20 protein-coding genes, 1 tRNA gene and 1 pseudogene are annotated in these 20,895 nt (G+C 38.0%); 5 read left to right on the plus strand and 17 right to left on the minus strand.

The features are described from left to right. Window positions 1–110 precede the first annotated feature (110 nt). From ACLI1A_RS11545 to ACLI1A_RS11565, 5 genes are all read left to right on the plus strand, one after another. Window positions 111–198 (plus strand) — tRNA-Ser (locus ACLI1A_RS11545). 417 nt (window positions 199–615) lie between these two features. Beyond that, the gene (locus ACLI1A_RS11550; protein ID WP_411408813.1) at window positions 616–1,386 is read left to right on the plus strand and encodes a phage integrase SAM-like domain-containing protein; all 771 of its coding nucleotides are present in this window, start codon (window positions 616–618) and stop codon (window positions 1,384–1,386) included. 1 nt (window position 1,387) lies between these two features. Next, window positions 1,388–1,843, plus strand: a complete 456-nt coding sequence (locus ACLI1A_RS11555) for a site-specific integrase (RefSeq protein WP_411408911.1) — start codon at window positions 1,388–1,390, stop codon at window positions 1,841–1,843. Window positions 1,844–2,016: 173 nt separating this feature from the next. Beyond that, the gene (locus ACLI1A_RS11560) at window positions 2,017–2,304 is read left to right on the plus strand and encodes a helix-turn-helix domain-containing protein (RefSeq protein ID WP_411408814.1); all 288 of its coding nucleotides are present in this window, start codon (window positions 2,017–2,019) and stop codon (window positions 2,302–2,304) included. Window positions 2,305–2,306: 2 nt separating this feature from the next. Beyond that, a complete protein-coding gene (locus tag ACLI1A_RS11565) occupies window positions 2,307–3,536 on the plus strand; it encodes a type II toxin-antitoxin system HipA family toxin (RefSeq protein WP_411408815.1) in 1,230 nt (409 codons plus the stop codon). On the opposite strand, the gene ACLI1A_RS11570 is transcribed toward ACLI1A_RS11565, so the two are convergent. From ACLI1A_RS11570 to ACLI1A_RS11650, 17 genes and pseudogenes are all read right to left on the minus strand, one after another. Then, window positions 3,533–3,820, minus strand: coding sequence for a helix-turn-helix domain-containing protein (locus ACLI1A_RS11570; protein ID WP_411408816.1), 288 nt, complete (start codon window positions 3,818–3,820; stop codon window positions 3,533–3,535). The two genes, ACLI1A_RS11565 and ACLI1A_RS11570, sit on opposite strands and share 4 nt — an antisense overlap. Window positions 3,821–3,864: 44 nt before the next feature. Beyond that, window positions 3,865–4,131 carry a hypothetical protein gene (locus tag ACLI1A_RS11575; RefSeq protein WP_411408817.1) on the minus strand — a complete coding sequence of 89 codons (267 nt, stop codon included), beginning with the start codon at window positions 4,129–4,131 and terminating at the stop codon, window positions 3,865–3,867. 52 nt (window positions 4,132–4,183) lie between these two features. Beyond that, window positions 4,184–4,498: pseudogene (locus tag ACLI1A_RS11580) on the minus strand (IS3 family transposase); the annotation flags it as partial. A 232-nt stretch (window positions 4,499–4,730) separates the two neighbouring features. After that, a complete protein-coding gene (locus ACLI1A_RS11585) occupies window positions 4,731–5,369 on the minus strand; it encodes a hypothetical protein (protein ID WP_411408818.1) in 639 nt (212 codons plus the stop codon). Window positions 5,370–5,382: 13 nt separating this feature from the next. After that, entirely contained in the window at window positions 5,383–9,576 is a 4,194-nt protein-coding gene (locus tag ACLI1A_RS11590; protein ID WP_411408819.1) for a hypothetical protein, read from the minus strand. 174 nt (window positions 9,577–9,750) lie between these two features. Then, entirely contained in the window at window positions 9,751–11,058 is a 1,308-nt protein-coding gene (locus ACLI1A_RS11595) for an ATP-binding protein (protein ID WP_411408820.1), read from the minus strand. 317 nt (window positions 11,059–11,375) lie between these two features. Continuing rightward, window positions 11,376–11,693: a hypothetical protein gene (locus ACLI1A_RS11600; protein WP_411408821.1), complete on the minus strand. Its 318-nt coding sequence runs from the start codon at window positions 11,691–11,693 to the stop codon at window positions 11,376–11,378. Window positions 11,694–11,768: 75 nt separating this feature from the next. Next, complete coding sequence (locus ACLI1A_RS11605; RefSeq protein WP_411408822.1) at window positions 11,769–12,191, minus strand: hypothetical protein; 423 nt, start codon at window positions 12,189–12,191, stop codon at window positions 11,769–11,771. Then, window positions 12,181–15,666 carry a hypothetical protein gene (locus tag ACLI1A_RS11610; protein WP_411408823.1) on the minus strand — a complete coding sequence of 1,162 codons (3,486 nt, stop codon included), beginning with the start codon at window positions 15,664–15,666 and terminating at the stop codon, window positions 12,181–12,183. Before ACLI1A_RS11610 ends, ACLI1A_RS11605 begins: the two co-directional genes overlap by 11 nt. Window positions 15,667–16,298: 632 nt before the next feature. After that, window positions 16,299–16,451, minus strand: coding sequence for a hypothetical protein (locus tag ACLI1A_RS11615; protein ID WP_411408824.1), 153 nt, complete (start codon window positions 16,449–16,451; stop codon window positions 16,299–16,301). Between the two features lie 42 nt (window positions 16,452–16,493). Further along, entirely contained in the window at window positions 16,494–16,760 is a 267-nt protein-coding gene (locus tag ACLI1A_RS11620; RefSeq protein WP_411408825.1) for a hypothetical protein, read from the minus strand. 2 nt (window positions 16,761–16,762) lie between these two features. After that, window positions 16,763–17,071, minus strand: coding sequence for a hypothetical protein (locus tag ACLI1A_RS11625; RefSeq protein WP_411408826.1), 309 nt, complete (start codon window positions 17,069–17,071; stop codon window positions 16,763–16,765). A gap of 10 nt (window positions 17,072–17,081) precedes the next feature. Beyond that, entirely contained in the window at window positions 17,082–18,242 is a 1,161-nt protein-coding gene (locus tag ACLI1A_RS11630) for a hypothetical protein (RefSeq protein WP_411408827.1), read from the minus strand. A gap of 186 nt (window positions 18,243–18,428) precedes the next feature. After that, window positions 18,429–18,578 (minus strand): hypothetical protein, encoded by a 150-nt coding sequence (locus ACLI1A_RS11635; RefSeq protein WP_411408828.1) that lies wholly within the window; start codon window positions 18,576–18,578, stop codon window positions 18,429–18,431. A gap of 12 nt (window positions 18,579–18,590) precedes the next feature. Further along, window positions 18,591–19,991 (minus strand): hypothetical protein, encoded by a 1,401-nt coding sequence (locus tag ACLI1A_RS11640; protein WP_411408829.1) that lies wholly within the window; start codon window positions 19,989–19,991, stop codon window positions 18,591–18,593. Window positions 19,992–19,993: 2 nt separating this feature from the next. Further along, entirely contained in the window at window positions 19,994–20,560 is a 567-nt protein-coding gene (locus ACLI1A_RS11645) for a hypothetical protein (protein WP_411408830.1), read from the minus strand. Between the two features lie 180 nt (window positions 20,561–20,740). Then, window positions 20,741–20,890 carry a hypothetical protein gene (locus ACLI1A_RS11650; protein ID WP_411408831.1) on the minus strand — a complete coding sequence of 50 codons (150 nt, stop codon included), beginning with the start codon at window positions 20,888–20,890 and terminating at the stop codon, window positions 20,741–20,743. Between the last annotated feature and the right edge of the window lie 5 nt (window positions 20,891–20,895).

Genomic DNA, 20,895 nt, shown 5'->3' on the forward strand with positions numbered 1-20,895 from the left:
CAAATAAGTAAACGTAAATTATATACATTTTTATCCACTTACCTCTTGCACTAAACAAAAAACTTTATATATTTGCACCCGCATTCAGGTAATGAATTGCACGTCTTACTGGAGAAATGGCAGAGTGGTCGAATGCGGCGGTCTTGAAAACCGTTGACTGTAACAGGTCCGGGGGTTCGAATCCCTCTTTCTCCGCCACCTGGAGTTTGAAAGAGAACTTCTAAGAATTAAAAACCTTTGAATACATCAGTATTTGAAGGTTTTTTTGTTTTGTGCCTTATTGGAATCTGACTGCCTTTTTGATGATACATCCTTTGAAACACCAGTATTTACTGGATGTTTAGTAGATTTCAGGTTTCTGTACCCGGTTTGGTTTCGCGCATTTATGTGTGAATTGCCATTCCGCCCAAGACATTTACAACTCCAGAATCGGGTGTCAAAACACACATATCATTTCATAAGTTAGTTACCCTATTAGTGTACCTATGAAAATTTTCACTTTTTTGGGCGAATTAGGTACACTAAAATGAAAGGTTTCCTCGGGAATTCCCTGTAAACACTGGCAACTTGCAAAGTTTTTAAGTCAATTTAAAATTAATTTAAAAACCGGAAATTATGTTAAAAGTAATCTTCTACATCAAGTCACAGAAAATCGACAAAGATGGCTTAGCGCCCATTTTTGCACGAATTTCTCTAAGAGACAAATGCATTACCATGGCCACTGGTAAGTCAATTAGTAAAAAGCGTTGGCTATTTACCAACAATCTCAGGAATGTCCTTAAGATGGACAAGGAAAAGGTCATTAAGGAAGCCCTTGAAGTCTTTCAGCTAAACCTTGAAAAGAAATTCTATGAGCTGTCAAAAATTGATGCTGATATTTCCCTTGAGTTTTTGCGCGATGAAATCAAGGGTAAAACAAAAGTCAATGAAAAACCTAAGTCCATTACCATACTCGAAGTAATGGGCAAACACACCGACTTCTTTAAACGTAAGGTGGAAACCGGCGAACGTGCCCCCGGCTCTTTTCAGAAATACAACCGAGCAAAAGACTTATTGGCTAACTTCATGAAAAAGCAATACAATCTGGACGATATTGAAGCTACAGCCATTGACAGCAGCTTTGTATACCATCTTGAAGAATTCCTGAAATACGAAAGTAGCTTCAATGGTAAGGTCGGCATAAAAAACAATTCGGTTGTCAAATACATCAGAGTATATAAAACAGCCTGCTATTATTGTATGAAAATGGGACTACTGGATAAAAACCCGTTTATGGTATATGATGGTAAATTGAAGGTTACTGATGCCGTTTTCCTAACCCAGGCTGAACTTACAGCAATCGAGGAAAAAATCATATTCAACGAACGTCTGCAAAAAAGTACGTGACATATTTCTCTTCAGTTGCTACACCGGCTATGCTCCCGTAGATGCCTGTAATCTCACGCGAGAGAACTTATTTCAGGACGGAAATGGTGATCTGTGGGTTCTTACCAAAAGGGCTAAAACAGCTATTAAAACCAATGTGCCGGTACTTCCGCCTACCCTGAAGATTATTAAAAAATACGAAGAGCAACAGGATGGGCTCATACCTAAGCTTTCAAATCAAAAGATGAACGCTTACCTCAAGGAGATTGCCGACATCTGCGGTATCAATAAACACCTGACATGGTATGTTGCCCGGCATACTTTTGCCACTACTGTTGCCCTGGCTAACGGTGTACGGATTGAAAACCTGTCTGCGATGATGGGACATACCAACATCAAGCAAACACAGCATTATGCAAAAGTTTTGGATGTGAATGTAAAGGAAGATATGGAAAAGTTGAAAAAACGTTTTGCCTAAGCTTCAAGTTGAGTTTAAAAAGCAGGTGCGACTTTGTTCCGCCTGCTTTTTATATTTCTCCATTCAATCATTGATGCGATATGAACTATTATATTACTAAGTATTTATTTTTGGACAATATATTATCTATAATGGTAGATTTTATTTATATTTGTATAATATATCATCTACTTATGTCAAAGTATAGCGTTACTAAAACTCCTTCCACAGTGATGAATGAACTCGCTGTGAAGACACAACAATTACGTAAAAAAAATGGCATTTCACAACTCGAATTATCCAAACGTTCGGGCGTGTCTTTTGGTAGTTTAAAACGCTTTGAAACTTCCGGACAGATTTCGCTGGAATCCCTTTTAAAACTAGCATATTTTTTTGACCGCCTTGAGGATTTTACTCCGGTGTTTCAGATTGATGTCGACCTTGAAAAAGTGGAAAAATTATTTAGTGACAAAACACGATAAGCATGGAACCAATTCAAAAGATTATTGTTTCCATAAATTTTGGAAATGAAGAACTTCCGGTCGGTGAACTAATTCAGGAAGGAAAAGGTATTTTCTTTAAGTACTATAGTGATTTTATAAAGTCCCGTATAGAAATATCACCGTTTCACCTGCCGTTAGCGGAGAATATATATACAGCCCCAGCCCAACCGTTTGAGGGGCTATTCGGTACGTTTCACGACTCCCTGCCTGATGGGTGGGGACGTTTGTTGTTGGACAGGACGTTAACAGCAAAGGGTATCCTATTGCAGGATGTTAGCCCATTGCAACGTCTGGCCTATGTGGGCTTAAAAGGCATGGGAGCATTAACCTACCGGCCTCAAATCGAGAGTTCAGCCCAGGAAATATTACAGGTGGAATTAGATACCATTTCTAAAGAAATGAATACCGTACTGGAAGGTGCCAGCTCCTCCATTATAGACGAGCTGTATGAAATGGGAGGATCATCAGGTGGTGCCCGCCCTAAGATACTTGTTGGATTTAATCCAAGAACCGGGCATCTAATCCATGGGGTTGATACCTTACCGGAATCATACGAGCACTGGCTTATTAAATTCCCTTCATCAAACGACCGGCAGGATATTGCGCAGATAGAGTATGCCTACCATAAAATGGCGGTCGCCGCGGGTATTTCTATGGCGAGCTGCCAATTGTTTACCTCGGCATCGGGCAATGTATTTTTTGGTACAAAACGTTTTGACCGCACGGATAAAGGGCGTTTACACCTGCATTCGGCTGCCGGTATGCTAAATGATAATTTCCGATACAGTAGCATGGATTACGGTAACTTGATGGACGCTACCTTCCGTCTGGAACAAGACGTGGCAGGCCACGAAAAAATACTACGCATCGCCGCGTTCAACGTATTTACGCATAACCGGGATGATCACAGTAAAAACATATCGTACCTGATGGATGCCAAGGGTGACTGGCAATTGGCACCGGCCTATGACCTTACCTATTCGAATTCATCACACGGTATGCATAGTACCACTATCGCGGGCGAAAGTGCGAATCCTAAGAGAAAACACCTTATGGAATTAGCTTCTGAATTCCGTATGAAAAACGGGACATCAATACTGGAGCAGGTGGCTGATGCAGTATCGCAATGGAAAACATTCGCTAAAGATGCCGGTGTTACAAAAGAGTCGATGGAACTTATAGATAAGAGAATCCAAAAACTGATTGTTTAAGGCTGGTTGCTTTTTAGTATCTCGTCTATTTTTCCAGCATCGTAGAGGTATATATCCCCAAGTTTAGTAAAAGGCAGGATTCCGGTTTGGCGGTATTTAATTATGGTGTTATTCGATAAACCAAAGATCTTTTTCAGGTCTTCGTTGCGGTAAAACTTCTTTTGCGCTTTACCTTGTTGCCCCTTGATTTTTAAATCGATAGTATCCAGTTTGGCGTACAGTGGTTCAAGTAGTTTCTTTATAGCAGCAACATAGCCAAATCGTCTTTCATTCGTCTCTTTCATGGCATATTTTTTTAAATCATAAACAATTTCTAAACCTTAATCGATTAGCGGCTGGCGATGCGCTCACGCCTTTGTTGCAACACCTCAAGCAATTTGTCTAAAAACAGCAATTGGCGATCACGATAGGTATAGCCTTTTGCCTCGGAAAATTGTTTGCTTATTTCCAGTATTGGCGTTTGAAGCCCGGCATCACCACTAAATGTGAAATGGGTTTTTATAAATTCCTGCATTTTACTACGGTTTGCCCGTTCATCATTCGAATCGAAAAACAGGATACTTTCATCCATCAAAATATAGAACAGTTGCGCCATGGAATTGCAATAGTTTACTAGAGGATTTTTAATGTCCTTTTTTAAAAACTGTTTAGGCTGCTTTTTTGTTGTTTATTGAAATATTTTCAAACTCTACAGGAGTCAAAAAACCAAGTGTTGAGTGACGTCTTTTTCTGTTATACCAAATTTCTATGTACTCAAAAACAGCTAATTCAGCACATTTTTTGGTTTTGAATACCTTGTGATACACCATTTCTGTTTTCATGGTCTTGAAGAAGCTCTCAGCCACGGCATTATCCCAACAATTTCCTTTTCGACTCATGCTTTGTGTAATGGGTAATTTTTCTAGTTCCGACCTGAACTCACTACATGCATATTGTACTCCTCTGTCCGAGTGAAAAATCAATTGACTGTTAACAGACCTGTTGTTCTTAGCCATTAAAAAAGCCTTTACCGTAGTGTGGAATTGCAATAGTTTACTGGAGGATTTTTAATGTCCTTTTTTAAAAAACTGTTTAAGCTGCCTGTCCATTGTTTATTAAAACATTTTCAAAATCTACAGGTGGGTTTAGACCATAAAAAAACGAAGCCTTTAAAGGGCTTCGTTTTTTATAGATTATCAGAAAAAATTTATAGTATTAAGTATTGTTAGAAAGCCTCAAACTTTCAAATTTGGCTATAAAGTTTTCCCAAGTCCAGTCAGGGAATATTTTAGGCATTTCAGTTTTAAAAGTTTCGGTTTCAGATGAACCTGTTTCACTATTTCCCATATAATACAATAAAACCTTCTGCCAATGATTAAATACCCTAGCTTCTAATGCCATTTGAGTATAACCATTAAAGTCTAAGTCTAAATTATATAATTCATAGTCACTAATACTCATATAATATACCGATTTGTAAATAGAATCTGGTCTTATTACAAAACCAACATAAGTCTCAGGAGTTGGATAGTCTAATGGATGAAAATACTGAAGATCTTCATCATCTCCCTCATCATATAGCCCAGCATCAGAAAACAAATCTTTAGTTGATGCGAATTCTAATTTACCCCCAATACCGTTTTCTTTATCAACCCACCATTCAAATTTGTAGCCGTCAGCTTCATTTCTATAAAAGTCCTCGATACCCTTATGCACTTCATTAAGACGTGTAAGTTTAGGTAAATCAATCTTTAAGGTTGCTGGAACTTTAGAATCACTTTGTGCTACTTTTCCATCTTTTTTTGGTTGAATAATATAATACTCTAAATATGTATTAAATCGATGTTGCATCATTATTATTAATTAGTTAATCGTAAACTTTCTTTATTCGCAGTTTACCACCTAAATCCTTATTCTTAATTTTTTCTGTAAGAATTGCTATTGTGATTAAGTCAGTTGAAACGATTGACAATTTAGGTATTATCTGTTTAAATTCTGTCAAATTACCAACTAAATTTGCAGCTTGGTGCATAATATTAGCCTGATAAGGAGTTAAACTTGAATTATCAGCTATTTCTGCTGGTGTATCGAATTTAATACTTACATGTACTTTTCGATCACTATCAATTTTATAATTTTTAAGGTCTAAATCTACCGGATTTATAATTGAGTTTTTATTCAATAATACCTTATCCTTTACATATCTGTCTCCTTCTTTTTTAAGATAATTCGATTTTAATGATATACCTTGTGGTACAAATTGTTCTGCCTCACGTATTTTACGAACCTTAACCTTATCTTCATTGCTTTCAAAACCTGCAGCATCTAATTGTTCATCACTTACATCAGGAACTGAACGACCATATTCTACTATCATAATGTAATCTACAATAGCTCCCCCAAGAACTGCAATTTTTATCGGTTCTTCAGCTGCACGCAGGTGGTTTTTATTACCTGTCTGCGATAATGGCGTCAGATTAGCAAGAATACCTTCACCATGAAGGTTTTCGTTAAGAAGGTGCCCACGCACATAGTAACTCCTTTTACCCTCTTTTCTATAAAATAGATTTTCATATACTTTATTCATTTGTTTAGGTTCAGAACCTTCAATTCCATTGCGAGTAAGTGGTGACGCAACCATAGATTTCCCCATAACACCTCCGCCTAAACTTGTTTGTATATGCTTTATGATAGAATCAGGAAGGCTTCCTTCGTCCTCCTGCCCAAATATATCAAATAATTCTTTCAGTGTTGAACTTATCTGGCTGGCTTTCTTTTCTACAATATTGTCCTGCTTTTCTGCTTCTTTAATTTCCTGTTCAGTAACATCAGCCTCTTTTGCTTTTTTAATGTCATGGTCAGAAATCCTGGCTTCGCCTAACAGGTCATGGTATTCTGTGTCGGCAGTATTAAGCAAGGTTTTGGCATGTGCACGTGTGTCTTCAGGCACCTCATCCAGTTTACCACGCCATTTGGCAAGCCTTTCTTTTACCGTCATTGGTGTACTTGCCACCATAACTTCTACGCCGCTTCCGGCGGTATCTATCCACAGCCTGTGGTTTTCACCATCGGCACTAAAGCGTACCGTTTTGCCTACTTCGGCATCATCAAGGTGTTCGTGGTTTTGTGCTTCCTGCGGCTGTTCTTCTCCGGCAGCAGCACCGCCACCTTTAAACTTCTTAACCAGTTTCTTTATCAGGTTACTAATCCATTCTACGGCCTTGTTAATAGCCTTATGTATAGGATCCATAATCCTGTCTATAACGCCCTGTACGGCATCTATAATACCATTTATGTTAAGCAGCTTGGCAAAGAAATCAAGTATTACAGGTATCATGGTTTTCATGGCCTCTACAATAAAGCCTATGGCGGCAGGTATATCGCTCAGTGCTATATTACCTATAGAACCCATAATGGCATTTACCCAGCGCATAATACGGCTTATGTTGTCTACAAACCACATTACCAGTTTATAAATACCCTGTATCAGCTTAATAACACCGCCACCCGGTATTAGCAGGCTTACAATCCACTCGGCAAAGCCTACTACAAGCTTGGTTAGCAACCAGTCTTTTATGCCTTCTATAACGGTGGTTTTAATCATATCGGCCTGTTCTTTAATCCATTCCCATACGCCCATTATACCATCGTTCATAAAACGCGTTACTATTTCCTTAACTTCCTGTACCCTTTGTTCGGCAAAGGCTACTTTTTCCTCGCCAAAATTGTCTACCAGTTTTTTGCGGATAAATGCCCAACTGATGCCTGCAAGCTGCAGCACTACAGAGAGTATACCTTTAAGGTCCCACTTTTCAGGCAGGGTAACTACGGCCCCCACGGCACCCATCAGCCAGTCAAACAATGCTTCGGTAAGGTACTTTTTAAAGTTGGCCGTAAAATCGTTAATACTGCCTTTAACCGCCGCCACAAGGTTTGTAAAGAACTTGCCCGGGTCGTCAAAAATAGCCTTAATGGCCTGCCCCGCACGCTCTAACATTTTAAAGAACGATTCGGCATCCATACCCACAAGCTCCAGCGCCCACTTAAAGAATTTCTTGGCAGCATCGGCTATCAGCTTGCCCATTACACTTATAAGGCCTTTCATTTTAGCCTTCATTTTGGCTATCTTATCGTCTATGGCCTTCATGGCAGCCTTGCGTTTCTCTACAAGCTGTTTTTGCAGTTTTTCCTTACGGCTGTTTATTTCCTTGTCAAGCTGCTGTAGTTTCTGGTTTACGTCTGCCTGTGCTTTTTTGCCAATGTCTTTTAACGAAGGAGCCAGTGTTTTTACATAATTATCTATTTCCTTACGGGTGTTTTCCAGCTGGTTTTTACACTCGGCAATAACTTCATTATTGCGCTTAGTTATAGTATCTATAAGCGCATCTATCTTGTTTACATAGCTCTTACGTGCCTCATCAAATATTTTCTTGATTTCAGGCAGGTTGTCTATACCTTTAAACAGGTCTCTACTCCAGTAATAAGCTCCTTTTAAGCTGAAAGTATACCTCTTGCTCTTAAAGGCTTCTTTATCGCGTTCTACACGTTCTTCAAACTCTTGTGTAGCCAGTTTTTGTCCCTTATCAAAATCGCTTAGTGATTTTTTCTCAAGGTTATTCAGCTTATTAGTAATGCTTTGCTGACAGGTGGTATATTTATCATTAATATTTTTGGCCACCTCATCGCGTTTTTTCTCCAGGTCGCTTTTTGCTTTCACCTGCTTAGCCCCGGTTTGTTTAAGCTGCTGGCTGCGCTCATTTTGCATTTCCGTACGCGACTTTGTTTCGGCGGTATTAAGCTCTGTAGATAGCTTTTTATTTTCTTTTGAGGCTACCTCTTTCACTTCATTTGTTTCAGATGCAGCATCGGCATGAAGGCTTTCCCTTGCAATTTTTGCCTGGGCAAGGTCACCCGAATCCACCATATTAAGCTGCTCTTTGGTAATACCCTGTTTTTCCAGCAACTGTTCGCTCTCGTCTACATACTTTTTGTTATCTATAGCCTCGCTTTTTACTGTAGGCAAAATACCCTTAGAAAGGTTAAGTGCTTTTACAGGTTTTGCGGCCTCAGCACCCGGTAGTGCTGCCCCTTTGGCTGCCGGTGCCGGTGCAGGTTTTGTGTTTATGGATCCGAAACCTGATTTTACGCTATTTACATCTGCGCTTACCTGGTTCATTATAGATTTAGACAAAAGGTCGCCTTTTTTAGATTCCTTAAACTCATCTATATCCTTCAATGTTTTTGGTGCTGCATTCTTTATGGCATTATCCAGTACCTTAGCCGCGACCTGTTTATTTTTTTGCGGAAAATTCTTCTTGGCAAGCTGCCTCACCTGCCCTGAATTAGAATCAGACTGCGCCTCAGAAACCGGTGTATTCTGGGCTTTTACACTTTCATTTATCTTTTCTTCTGCCGATTTGGTTTTGCTGTTACTATTAGCAAGTACAGTGGTTTCTTGTAGTTTATTTTTAAGCTCGCCCTCAGTTTCAGAAGCATCAAGATACCTAAGCCCGTCCTTACCGGGGGCATCTACATTGGCACCATTTGCCGCTTCGCCGGCAGGTACCTCAGCACTACCGGTTTCCGTATCCGGTTTTGCAACATCTTTTAGTGCTGCATCGGTATTTGTTGCTCCTACGGCATCGGTTGATGATTGCTCTACACCACCTGCTGCCGACTGTGCTGTACCTGCAACTGCCCCCGATTTAATGTCGTTGTATTCCCTTAGTTCAGGGATGCTAAGTGAGCTTTTATAATCCTGCTCTTTCTTCTGGGTTTCCGGATGGCTTAGATCGCCGGTTTTATCCAGGCTTTCCTGAAGTTCCTTATGCTTTAGCTCCGAACCGGCAGCATAAACACTCCCGGAACCATGTACAGCCGGAATAGTTGTATTTTCGGGTACCGCTGTAATAGCTTCACCCGAAAGTTCATTTTTTTGTAGGGCCGGTGCCTGCTTTAAAGCAACGCTACTTTCGGCTTCATGCAGTGCGTAAGGTGCAGCCATGTCCTGCCGCCTTTTTTGCACTGCTTTTTTTGGTTTATTTTCTACCTCTGCATTCATTAGCTTACTGTTGTATTTTTTTATGGATTTAATAACACTATAATTTGTGCCATACAAAGCGCAACTAATTAGCTGCGCTCTATATAACACGGTATTGCCGAAAAAAAAATTCGAAAAAACTCAGGCAATGCTGTTTTTTAGGGGGAAAAGGAGAAGTAAGTGCTTTGAATTGGTTTATGCGAATATTCTGTCTTCTTTTGCATATTCCTTTTTAATACTATCCAGTAACATGTCCATGCTTACTATGTTATCCGGTTGGCCCGATGCTATAGTTTTTAAGCAAATGTCCTGTATAACATTCATAATGTTAGCCCCGGTAAGCTCGTAGCTATTTGCAATAAGTTTTATATCTATATTTTCCATGTTTAGCTGTATCGGCAGGTTTTGTTGCCAAATACGCAAACGCTCTTCATACTTAGGATTACTAAACCTTATACAATTTTGAAAACGCCTCATAAAGGCTTTGTCCATATTGTTTTTGTAGTTAGATGCCAGTATTATAAGTCCCGAAAAGGATTCTATACGCTGTAACAAATAAGATACTTCCTGGTTAGCGTATTTATCGTGTGCATCGCGAACATTTGTACGCTTACCAAAAATGGAATCTGCCTCATCAAAAAACAAAATCCAGTTTTTATTTTCGGCCCTGTCAAACAGTTTTGCCAGCTGTTTTTCAGTTTCACCTATATACTTAGAAACCAACATAGAAAGGTCAATCCTAAAAACAGGACGGTCTATGTATTTGGCCAAAAGGCTTGCAGCAAGGGTTTTTCCTGTTCCCGGATCACCATAAAACAGTACCCTGAACCCTGGTTTCAGCTTTGCTTCCATTTTCCATTCTTTCATCAGTATTTCACTACTGGTGCACCATGCCTGTATATCCTGAATTTCACTAAGGATACCTTTGGGTAATATAAGATCATCCCATGACCTTGAAGTCATTATTTGTTCTGCCGGGAAATCAGCGCTCATTTTTGGCAGTATATCTTTCTCTAAAAGCAAAATATTTAAGGCCTCTTCTGTGGCGATTACCTTAGTATTTACTGAACCCTCATCAAATGATGAAACCGCAATAATGTTTTCTTTAATTAATATATTATCCTCATCAAAGTAGTTTAGTATTGCTAATCTTTCTGCTATACCACTTCCTCCTAAAATATATTGTAACACTTCAACCGAAGGCAGAAAAAACCTGCCACTGTCACTTGTAGCACATAAATCAAATAAATCATTGTTAGAAGTTTTTAAATAAATATTCCTTAACAATGTAGGATCTAACCGTGGTGTAAATGCCATTAAAAGAATGATGATTTCCTGTCGTGTAAGGTCATTTTTTACAATAAAATCGGTAATTTGAGAATCGGAACCAATTGTAACGTATTCGGGAGAATACGTATCAAAATCTTCCGCAGGATTCTCAGTCCGCCATTTTATCACTTCCTCTAAATATCCAAACAACTGCTTAATTTCTTCAGTCTTCATACTTTTTTTAGCTCTTTTCTTAGTTATTTCTGAAATCCAAAATTCATGGTTTTTTCCTAAATACCCGAATTTTCGGGCAGCTGTTTCCTGTAGTTGCAGTAGGTAGAAGAAGCCTTATTTAACTAATAATCAAACACTAAAAATAAACAATACAAACCCAATTACCCATCAGGAAAACCTAAGCTTAAAAATGATACTTAACGAAAACACAATGCATAAAAAAACCTCACAAATTAAAATCTGTGAGGTTTTTTTTATGGTTTTAACGGACAATAATTCAGTAATTATTTCTCACCCTATTATTTAAAGATTGTCCTTTATTCTTCTGGCATAGCAGGATAAAGGGAAATGCCCCATACAATATCACTTAATTGGTTTAAATAATCTCTTGGATCATCCTCAAAATTCCTCTTAGCCATAATACTCATAGGATACCTTTCATATGCTTTATTTTGTGTATAGGCAATGTTCTCTTCAATTACTGTCTTTTTTATATCCTTTAATTGGTTGTAAAAAGATTGGCTTAAAGCATTGCCCAGGACAGAATTGTATTCTTTTTCAGCTTGAATTAAAGCAACGTTTACAATTTCCCTGAAATACTTTTTTGTCATATTATTTTCTAATCTTATGTACATAATTATTGATTTTCCGGCAGGCACTCTTTAAACCATGATTTTAAATTATTAAACAACAAAAAAACTTGTACGTTTTTATGTTGGATTAATATAATCAGCATTAATATTTTCAGCCCAAGAAAAATCAGCATCGCTTATATATTTATTTAAATAAGTATGAATAATTTCCCTGTGAGAATCATAAAAAGTAAATCCCTTTGTTGAAAAATAATGCTCAAATAATTCAATAAATTTTAGATTACATAGCTTTTTCAGCATTGTTTCAATTGTATAAACCGCACCGTTAGATTTATTTTTATATACAATTGATGACAGAACTAAATCACCGAATCTTAATCCATAATTATCGTAATCAAATATTAATTCTGAATAGCTATTCTCGTATATAATTATAGGAACTTTTGATGATTTAAATTTAAAATCATGTTCCCTAAAAAATGAAGTAAAAGAGTTCTCTAATCTAGAAAGTTGTTCTTGAAATTCTAATTTATAGTCCATTTTTAATATATGTTTTTGTTTTTTCATTGTAAATATAACCATATTTTTTGGCAAGTCCATTTTCACCTTCAATGGCCTCTAATTCTCTCTTATATGAGCTAGTTCTAAATTCTATAGGGTCAGAAACCAGGCGAATATCGTCTCCTCTCTTAAATGCGTCCTCCAAGAATGGGTAATTATACTTCTCCCAAAACTCATTATTTCCAGATATCCTTCCTGCATCAAGTGCTTCTGTTGCAGTTTTACCTTCATCGAGATATTTTTGTATATGCTTATTTCTAATTGCCATATATTCGTCTTCAGCTATATCGAGAAAGCTCATTCCGCCTTTTCCAACTAATACGCCATCTCCCCTAGAAAAAGATCCATCCGGCAAGCCTTCTACATAAGGTTTTTTAGAACCCAAAAATTTTCGGGTACCATTAGATAATGCATCATCTTCTATTTCTGCAAATTTGCCCAGTACAGTAGTAGTCCTCTCCGGATTCATAACAATATCTCCTCCAAAACCAGAATACTTAAATCGTAAAACACCGTCTTCAATCTCTGCAACAAGAACATTACTTTTGCTAAAAAACGAAATTGTATTTTCACTCTTTACAATTTTCAACCCTGCATCTCTTAATTGTTCAAGTCGAAAATCAACATCCATATTTTCAGGCATAAAAGACTGCTCAGGCATCCTGTCCGGGCGTAAATGTTCTTCATAAGGGCCATGTTGCGAAAGCGGTTTTCGGGTAGGTTGTTGTTGCTTTTCAGGCAGGCGGTCTTTAACCCATGATTTTACATTGTTATAGGCATTCCTGAAATTTTGGTATGCTTTTACCCATGTGCTCTTTTTAAAAACCGATGCTACCCTCCTGGGTATAGAAACAATACTTGCCGTAATACTGTTTTTAAGAGATACAAATGCACGCTTGCCAAAGGTTTTAGGGTAGTTTTTGGCCATGTTTTTAATGGAACCGCCTCCCTTTACCGAAGCTTTACCACCTATCACTGCCAATGCCGCCATGCCGTAATTAACAATATCCCCCTTAAGCTCGCCCGAATTTTTAAATAAAACTTCGGCAGTTTTGGCAGTATGGATTTCATAAATGTTTTTTATTGCATTAAGCCTATTTAGTCCAAGCGCAACCGCACCTAACCAAAATGTTATTGTTCCCATGGTTACAGTAGCACTGCCCAGCCAGGCGGCAAAAGTGGCCAAAACACCACCGGTAAAAAATGCCCCTACGGTAGTAGCTATTGTTAATAGTCCCAATATACCGGTAATTACCCCGGCTATAGTTAATAATTTATTGGCAATCCCGGCTGCATTTCCTATCGGATTTCCCATAAAGGTATCCCAATCCTTATAATTCTCTGCATATATACCTATTATAGATTCTTTTATGTTCTTGTACCATGCCGCAGGATTAACCATATCTACAAGGAGTTTACCTACATCTGCCCATGATATTGATGTAACAGAGTCCCATATGCCCGAGAATGCCATTGAAACCGCCATCCAAATTCTTTTTATTCCGGTAATCCTGCCTAAATTTTTTGTAGCCAGGTTTAACGGCTTTTGAAGCGAAAATTGGCGTTTTTCATTAAAGCCTATAATTTGAATATTCCTTTTGGCCTCAGCATTTTGTTCTATTAAAGCTTCAGTATCAGCCTCAGCAGCATCCTGGCCGTTAACTATTTCGTCATACCTGGCCTTCATACGCTCCAGCTTTCCTTCATCTATTGTTCGTAGGTAGGCTGTTTGCTCTTCCTCTGTTTTTAACTGTACAAAAGCAACAAGCAGGTTTTCTTCTTCGGTTAATTCTACAGGTTCCTGTTTAGTTTTTTCTACTTCTTTTTTCTTAAGGCTGTTTACTCCTTCTACCTTAGCCATATCAGCATAATAGGCGTTTTGAGCTTTAGTAACATCACTTTCTATAATATACGAATCAAGCAGTAATGCATTTGCTTCGGCAGTAAGCCTCTTACCATCCGTTTCAGCTTGCTTCAGCTTAGGATTAAGTGTTGCCAGTTCTGCTTTCGCTTTTATATTCTTTTGTTTATCTGCACTTAATTTTGTCTTTGATTTTTGCAGCATATTTTTAGACTCAATGCTGTCTTCCTTTATTTTCTCGTTTTTCGCTTTAGCCTGCTTTGCCTCCTCAGTTAATTTTAGGGTAGTTTTTCCGGCAAAAGACACTGCTTCTCCTATAGTAGCAGCATTTGACTTTAGCTGACCCAGTTTATTAGCCAGTACCCCGGTATCCTTTTCACGTGGATCCTGGTATTTTTGTGAACCACCAAGGAGTTTGGAAGCTTCAGTATTCAGGTCGTTTGCCTTCGCTTTATTTTTATTATATTCCTGTTGGTAAAAGCCTACTTTTTGTTCTACTGTCTGTTGCCTTTTTATCGACGTTAAAAGTCCGGTATCTAAGTAGTTAATATAGCTCTCTTTCAAGAATATATCTTTATCTGATTTTTGCAAATCAGCATCTGAAGTATGGATTTTTTTCTCAACTTCTTTAATTTTGCCCTTAATAGTGCTTGCTACAGCTTTATGGGTTTCGGCCTGCTCTTTTGCTGCAACGCCCTGATCCCTAAATTCCTGTGCAACGGTAACCAGCCCAACAATATTAGTCATTGCAATCTCATCCGGCTCTATTTCACGCTGTTCGCTGTCAAACGCTTTATCTAATCTCGGGGTAACCACCGGGTTTATTTTTTCAGGAACAACGATTTTTACTTCTTTTTCATCCCCTTCATTAATATTCTTCTTTTCACCTTTTAATTCCTCCTGAGGTGCGGCATTTTTAGTATCCTGCTGTTTTGTTTCAGTATTTGCATTTTTCCCGTCTACGATATTAACATCACTTTTTTTATTTGATTCAACAACCTGTTTATCAGAAGTCTTTTTCTCATCTTGGGCTACCGGTTCCTGCAATGTTTCCGTTTCTTTAGCTTTGGTAATCTGCTGATTTTCTTTTTCATCCGATACTGGCTTAGCTACCTCTTTTGCAGCAGTTTTATCTGTTTGGGCGGAAACTTCGGTGTTTAAGGCTTCTTTAGTTTTTTGCCCTTCGCCGTCAGGTTGTAATGATTTATTTAAAAGTATATTTCCATCATTAACAGTTACCGCTGTATGTAGTTGCTCAGTAGCAGCTCCTGAATCTTGGACTGCTAAATTTTTATCGTTATAAGCCCTTAAATCATTAATATTTAAAGACTTTTTATAATCCATTTCTTTTTGTTGCGTATCCGGATGGTTAATATCGCCGGTATTCTGTAAGCTGTCAATAAATTGCGCACGCATTAGCTCAGTCCTTGCATCATATAAAGGCTTTTGCATAGTAGAAATAGTATCAGCACCAAAATCTTTGTTCTGGTTATGATTTATTCGTTTTAGTGTATCAGATTTTTGTTTCTTTCTATGCAATATTTGCTGTGTATTACCCTCTTTAACTGATACAGGTATTGCTTGATTTGCCATAATTCATTGTTTTATTATTCAAAGGATAATTGTACTTACTACACCCGATATAACTTTTAAGCCTTTTAGGATTGTTTAATTAAAAAATCAATACTTATCCATCAATAGAAATCTATATGGAACAGTATTTCTTCAATGCATTTCTCTATAAATCAGGTTAAGGAAAAAAGTATTTTGCTTATCCGCTGTTAAAGGAAAGTCTTAGCCAAAAGGCTGCGCACAAATGGAAAATCTCAAAGCTATAGCTTAGGGCAGTAACCAGATTTTTTCTCTCCGGAAAATCCTACATCTTTGTAGATTAAATTTCTGTACTGAGTAGAAAAATGTTATTCTAAAAGATAAGGTTTCTCTCTTTAAAAGCTGCCTGTCTGTACTAAGATCAGTACTACAAAGTAAAATTTATAATACATCATCAGTTCAACAGTTTTAAATAAACCGCAAGGCCGGTAAATGGTTAGTATATTAATTTTTAATTATTCTGTAGGCTTTCTCATAAAATCAATTAAAAAAGTATAAATCCCTTTTTAATGGTTTTAATAAAACTCCCTAATGGCATGAGGTAACATTGGCTGACCGCTATTAAAATTCCAATCTTTTACAAGAGTTTATTTCATTATAATATTTCCCGGAATTTATAATACTCTAAGCATATCTACAGCCTGCGAAAATTGTTCGTCTGTAATTAAATCCGAGTTTTCCGGGTTAAGCAAAAACAACCTCATTTCTGCCGGGTTTGCCATCAGGTAGTCAAATTTTTCCCGGAAATCTATTTCTGTATTTTTCATTTCAAATGTTTGTTTTATTGATTAGTTTTTATGTTTTAATTACTACAAGTTATCTCTTAGCATTTCTGCTTCATGGTTAGATTTAGCAGTTATAATAACCTTGGGCTTATCAAAAAAGTTTTTCAACATATAACCTATAAAAGCACCTACGGCTACTTTGGCCAGGAAACTCCAGTTAAAATCAGCATCCTGATTTTCAAGCATACCCTGTGCAGCTACCAGTACAGGCACTATTACAGATAAAAAGACACCTTTAGCTACATCGCGCCATTTTATCCCGAATTGTTTAGAAACTACTACTTTTTGCATTATTAAACTGTTTTACTGTTTTCTAACTGTTCTGTTAATGCCGCATTCTGTACGGTAAGGTCATTAACAAGCTGTAACGTTTGTTGTAACTGTTCATACATTACTGTATCTATATACTGTTTTGTAGCTTCAATATCAAAGCCTAACGATGCCGCATCTTCAAATGATGAAACATTTTGTTGGGAGCTGTTAATTATCACTCCGTCCTTAGTAATAGTCTGTAAAAGTCCTATGTGGGTACCTGATATAGCCCCATTTACGTCAAACCTTATTAATACTTCATAAGGTCTTATCTGTTCTTCTAATGCCATGTTTTATTTTTTAAGATGATGTTACTGTTTCCCAGGCCGAAGCCCCGCCTATGCGTAATTTATTTAATGTAGTGTCAAAATAAGCTGCTCCTTTTGTATATGCAGGTGCAGTAGCAGTGGTATACTGGCCCAAATGTAAAAGTCCACCGGCACTTCTTATAAGAGAGCCGTTAAACGTAATAGATGTACCTGTAATATTTACCACACCGGTACTCCCATTTTTTTCAAATGCCCTATTACCCTGCCCATCTGCCAGGACAATCCAATTACTGTCGGCAGGCGATAAATCTTTTGCATAACCTATAAGCGTATTATAGCTGCCTGTTGAAAGCCCCAGATTATATGGTACCTCCTCATTTCCCCAGCCATGGGTTACTATCACATTTGAAATACCTGTAGTTACTCCACTACCAGCAGACCTGCCAATAAAAGTATTTTTTCTTCCCGTTGTTAATAAATCACCTGCTGCCTGGCCTATTAAAGTATTTCTATCAAAAGACTGTTCGGTTACTGTTGCATTATATGCTACATGGGCTCCTACTAAGGTATTAAAGTTACCTGAGGTTAATTTTGTTCCTGCATAGCTTCCAATAGAAGTATTTCTGGAACTTGCGCCTCCCGCAAGATAACCTAAGGAATAATATCCTATAGCTGTATTAACTATGGATCCTACCGTATAATTTGACAACGAACCCACACCAAAAGCGGAATTAGTAACTGAAGAATTGTCTCCTCCCCTATTATTAACATGATGTTTATCTGTTTCATCTGCATATACATGAAGTGATCTGGCTCCTGTAGAATTGTATACCCCGAAAACAGTACTGGTAGTACCTGTTACAGGTATAGTAGGATTTCTTGTAGCAAGGCGTGCAGGTACATTTGTACCATCTCCGTAACCTCCTCCTACATAACCCGCACCCATCCTGTTTGCAGTACCTAAATCAACCGGACCTGTTGCTCCGGTATAGGGTACAAGGTCATTTATATGTGCTTCAAGCTCGTCATGTGTTGCTTTTTCATCAAGCGTTGTTTCCAGGTTTTCTATTGCTGTCTGCGGAATACTATCATCTTTATGCCAAAAAGATTTCCAGCTGTCAGCAAACTGTTGTTCGGTGGGCTTTTTACCTGATTTAAACCAATCGAGTATGGTATTGATGTTTATTGCCATAATATTTCTTTAAAGATTTTGATTAAATAGGAATGTTTTAGAATTCATTCTACAGAATATGTTGAGGCTAAAGAAATCGTTCATTAGCCCCATATATTACTATTTACATATTCACCCAAAAGGGTAGTTTCTTTACTCCTACGGTTTGTAGCGAGTAAAAAACTGATCCATAAACCCGGAAGATTTTTATTCCCCTAATGCAGCCAATACTTCAGCCAGTTGTTCCGGCGTTAGTAAAGCTCTGTTGTTTTCACTTTCCATAAATGCGGCTAATGCGGCTAAATCATTCATGAGCGTTTGAAATTCGGCTTCGTTTAGCCCTTCTATTTCCTCCATTTTAAATCTGTTTTAGTTTGTTATTTTTAGTTGAAATCGCGTGTCGGTTACCAGGCCAACGGCTCCTGTAAATGTGTATGCTGCTGTTTTAAGATTAGTGGTAATACCGGTATCAGAATCATAAAGCATTACGTCATAATTAGCGAAATCCCCCCCAAAACTCTCAAGGCTAATTGTATAGTCCTCTACACTAAATGTTTTTACCAGCAGACTTATAATTGTTCCGTTAGTTATACCTAACGTTTTTTTTAAAAGATTGTAGCCTCCTGTAGGGTCAACAAAATTTAAAGCTCCGGCACCGCTGGTAGTACTGCTGATATTATCATACTTAACCGCCTGCGGAAAATTATCTGCATTATACACCGCAGTACTTAATGGCCTGTTTATTGACGCTTGTTTATACTTGAGTCTTATCCATGTATGATTATAATTAGTCGCCCGTAACATCATGTCGGGGGTAAAAATTACCTTATTATCGGGGGCTGTAGCATCCTTAAAAATTATAACTAGTCCAAGAAACGGCGGCAATACACCAGCCGGATACCCATAGTGCGTATTTTCAAGCTGATTAAAACCCGCGTATGCATCTCCATTGCTACCATTAGTTCTATTCCAAATACTGCCGTATGGTGTAAGATGTTTATTGACTTGATAAAAACGACTTAAGCTGATTGAGGCTGTATATGGATTAGAAATAAGATAGTATTTGCCTATAACAGTACCGCTATACTGTGTTACCGGAGTATGAACAATAACACCACTGTTAAGTGTTCCTCCGCCGGTTACATTCTGTATTACAACATTCCAGGTGGCTAACTGTCCGGCATTAAAAGCGGCGTTAGTCATAGCAGGGCTTATATATGTAGTGTTGTAATCGGGGCTTATAGTATTTGGAACACGAACCATATAGCCTTTACCAGCTAATAATGATGCTGTTGTTTCGGGAACCGGGAATAATGCACCATTTGTATTAGCGGTGTTATATCCATATTCATAAAAACGGCCGGTTGCCGTTGTAGGTGAAATTTGGTTTACAGTTTTTCCCGAAATCGGTGATCCAATATCCCAGTAATCAAGCCGCTGTACACCGGGTAAACTTTTTTTAACAGTTACTTTTACCTGGCTAACATCTACGCTTTTTCGCAAAAGCGCAAATTCACCATTGTCTATTGTAAACGTGGCCGTACTTAACTGCAATACCGATGTACCATGGACCACAACCCGCTTATCTGCTGTAATAATAAGGTTAGCCCTTATATCCAGATTACGACAATTAAAGCTACCATAAAGAGAAGTATCATAGGCTGCCTTTAACTGCACGTTTACTCGAGCATTAGGAACACCATTGCTCCAGGCTCCATCCCAAACGGTTAATTTGTCCGGGGTAAATGATTTAAATGTTCTACTTCTCATTATTATGCGTATGTAGGTAGTAGTTTTCCACAAAGGCTCACCTGTAAGTTTGTCGCATCGGTAATAACAGCCTCTGCAAACGAAAAAGGACCATACAGTGTAGGCGACTCATCAGCGGAATAGTGTAGCGTATAACCACTTACTTCCAAGGTTACGCTACCGATGCCCTGCTGCGTAAGGATTACCTTAGAACCGGCTGCTGCTGCAACTGAAGAGGAAAATAATACCGTTATATTATCATAACCGGTATATAGCAATGTTTTAAACATATCATCGGCTGTTACTGTATACACTCCGGCAACAACTAAGGCAGTAATATCCTTAAATGTTTCGGTTTTATCGGCCTTTTTGACAAATTGGTTCGCATGGGCATTTTCATCAATTAGGTGTGCTTCAAATTCTTCAAGTACTGCTTTTTCATCAAGCGCTGTTTCCAGGCCTTCTATTGCCGATTTCGGAAAAATATCATCCTTATGCCAAAAGGATTTCCAACTATCAGCATACTGTTTTTCTGTAGGCTTTTTTCCAGTTTTAAACCAACCAATTATCGTATTTATACTTATTGCCATAATATTTTATTAAAGTTTTACTTATTAGTATTATTACTGTTGAATTTACTCACGGGATTGCCAAAACTGACAAAAACTGTTAGCACAATACATAAATGTTTTTCATATTCATTCAACTGAAGCATCTTTATCACTCTATGTTGTAGCGAGTAAAAACTCCTTCTTAAAGTCCAGTATTTTTTATTCCCCTATTGCAGCCAATGCCGTTGCCAGCTGTTCCGGCGTTAGTAACGCCCTGTTATTTTCGTTTTCCATAAATATGCGTAATGCTTCCACGTTGTCAAGCAATACCCGAAATTCGGCTTCGTTTAGCCCTTCTATTTCCTCCATTTTAA

The sequence above is a fragment of the Flavobacterium sp. RHBU_3 genome, assembly GCF_046613565.1.
Classification (GTDB): Bacteria; Bacteroidota; Bacteroidia; order Flavobacteriales; family Flavobacteriaceae; genus Flavobacterium.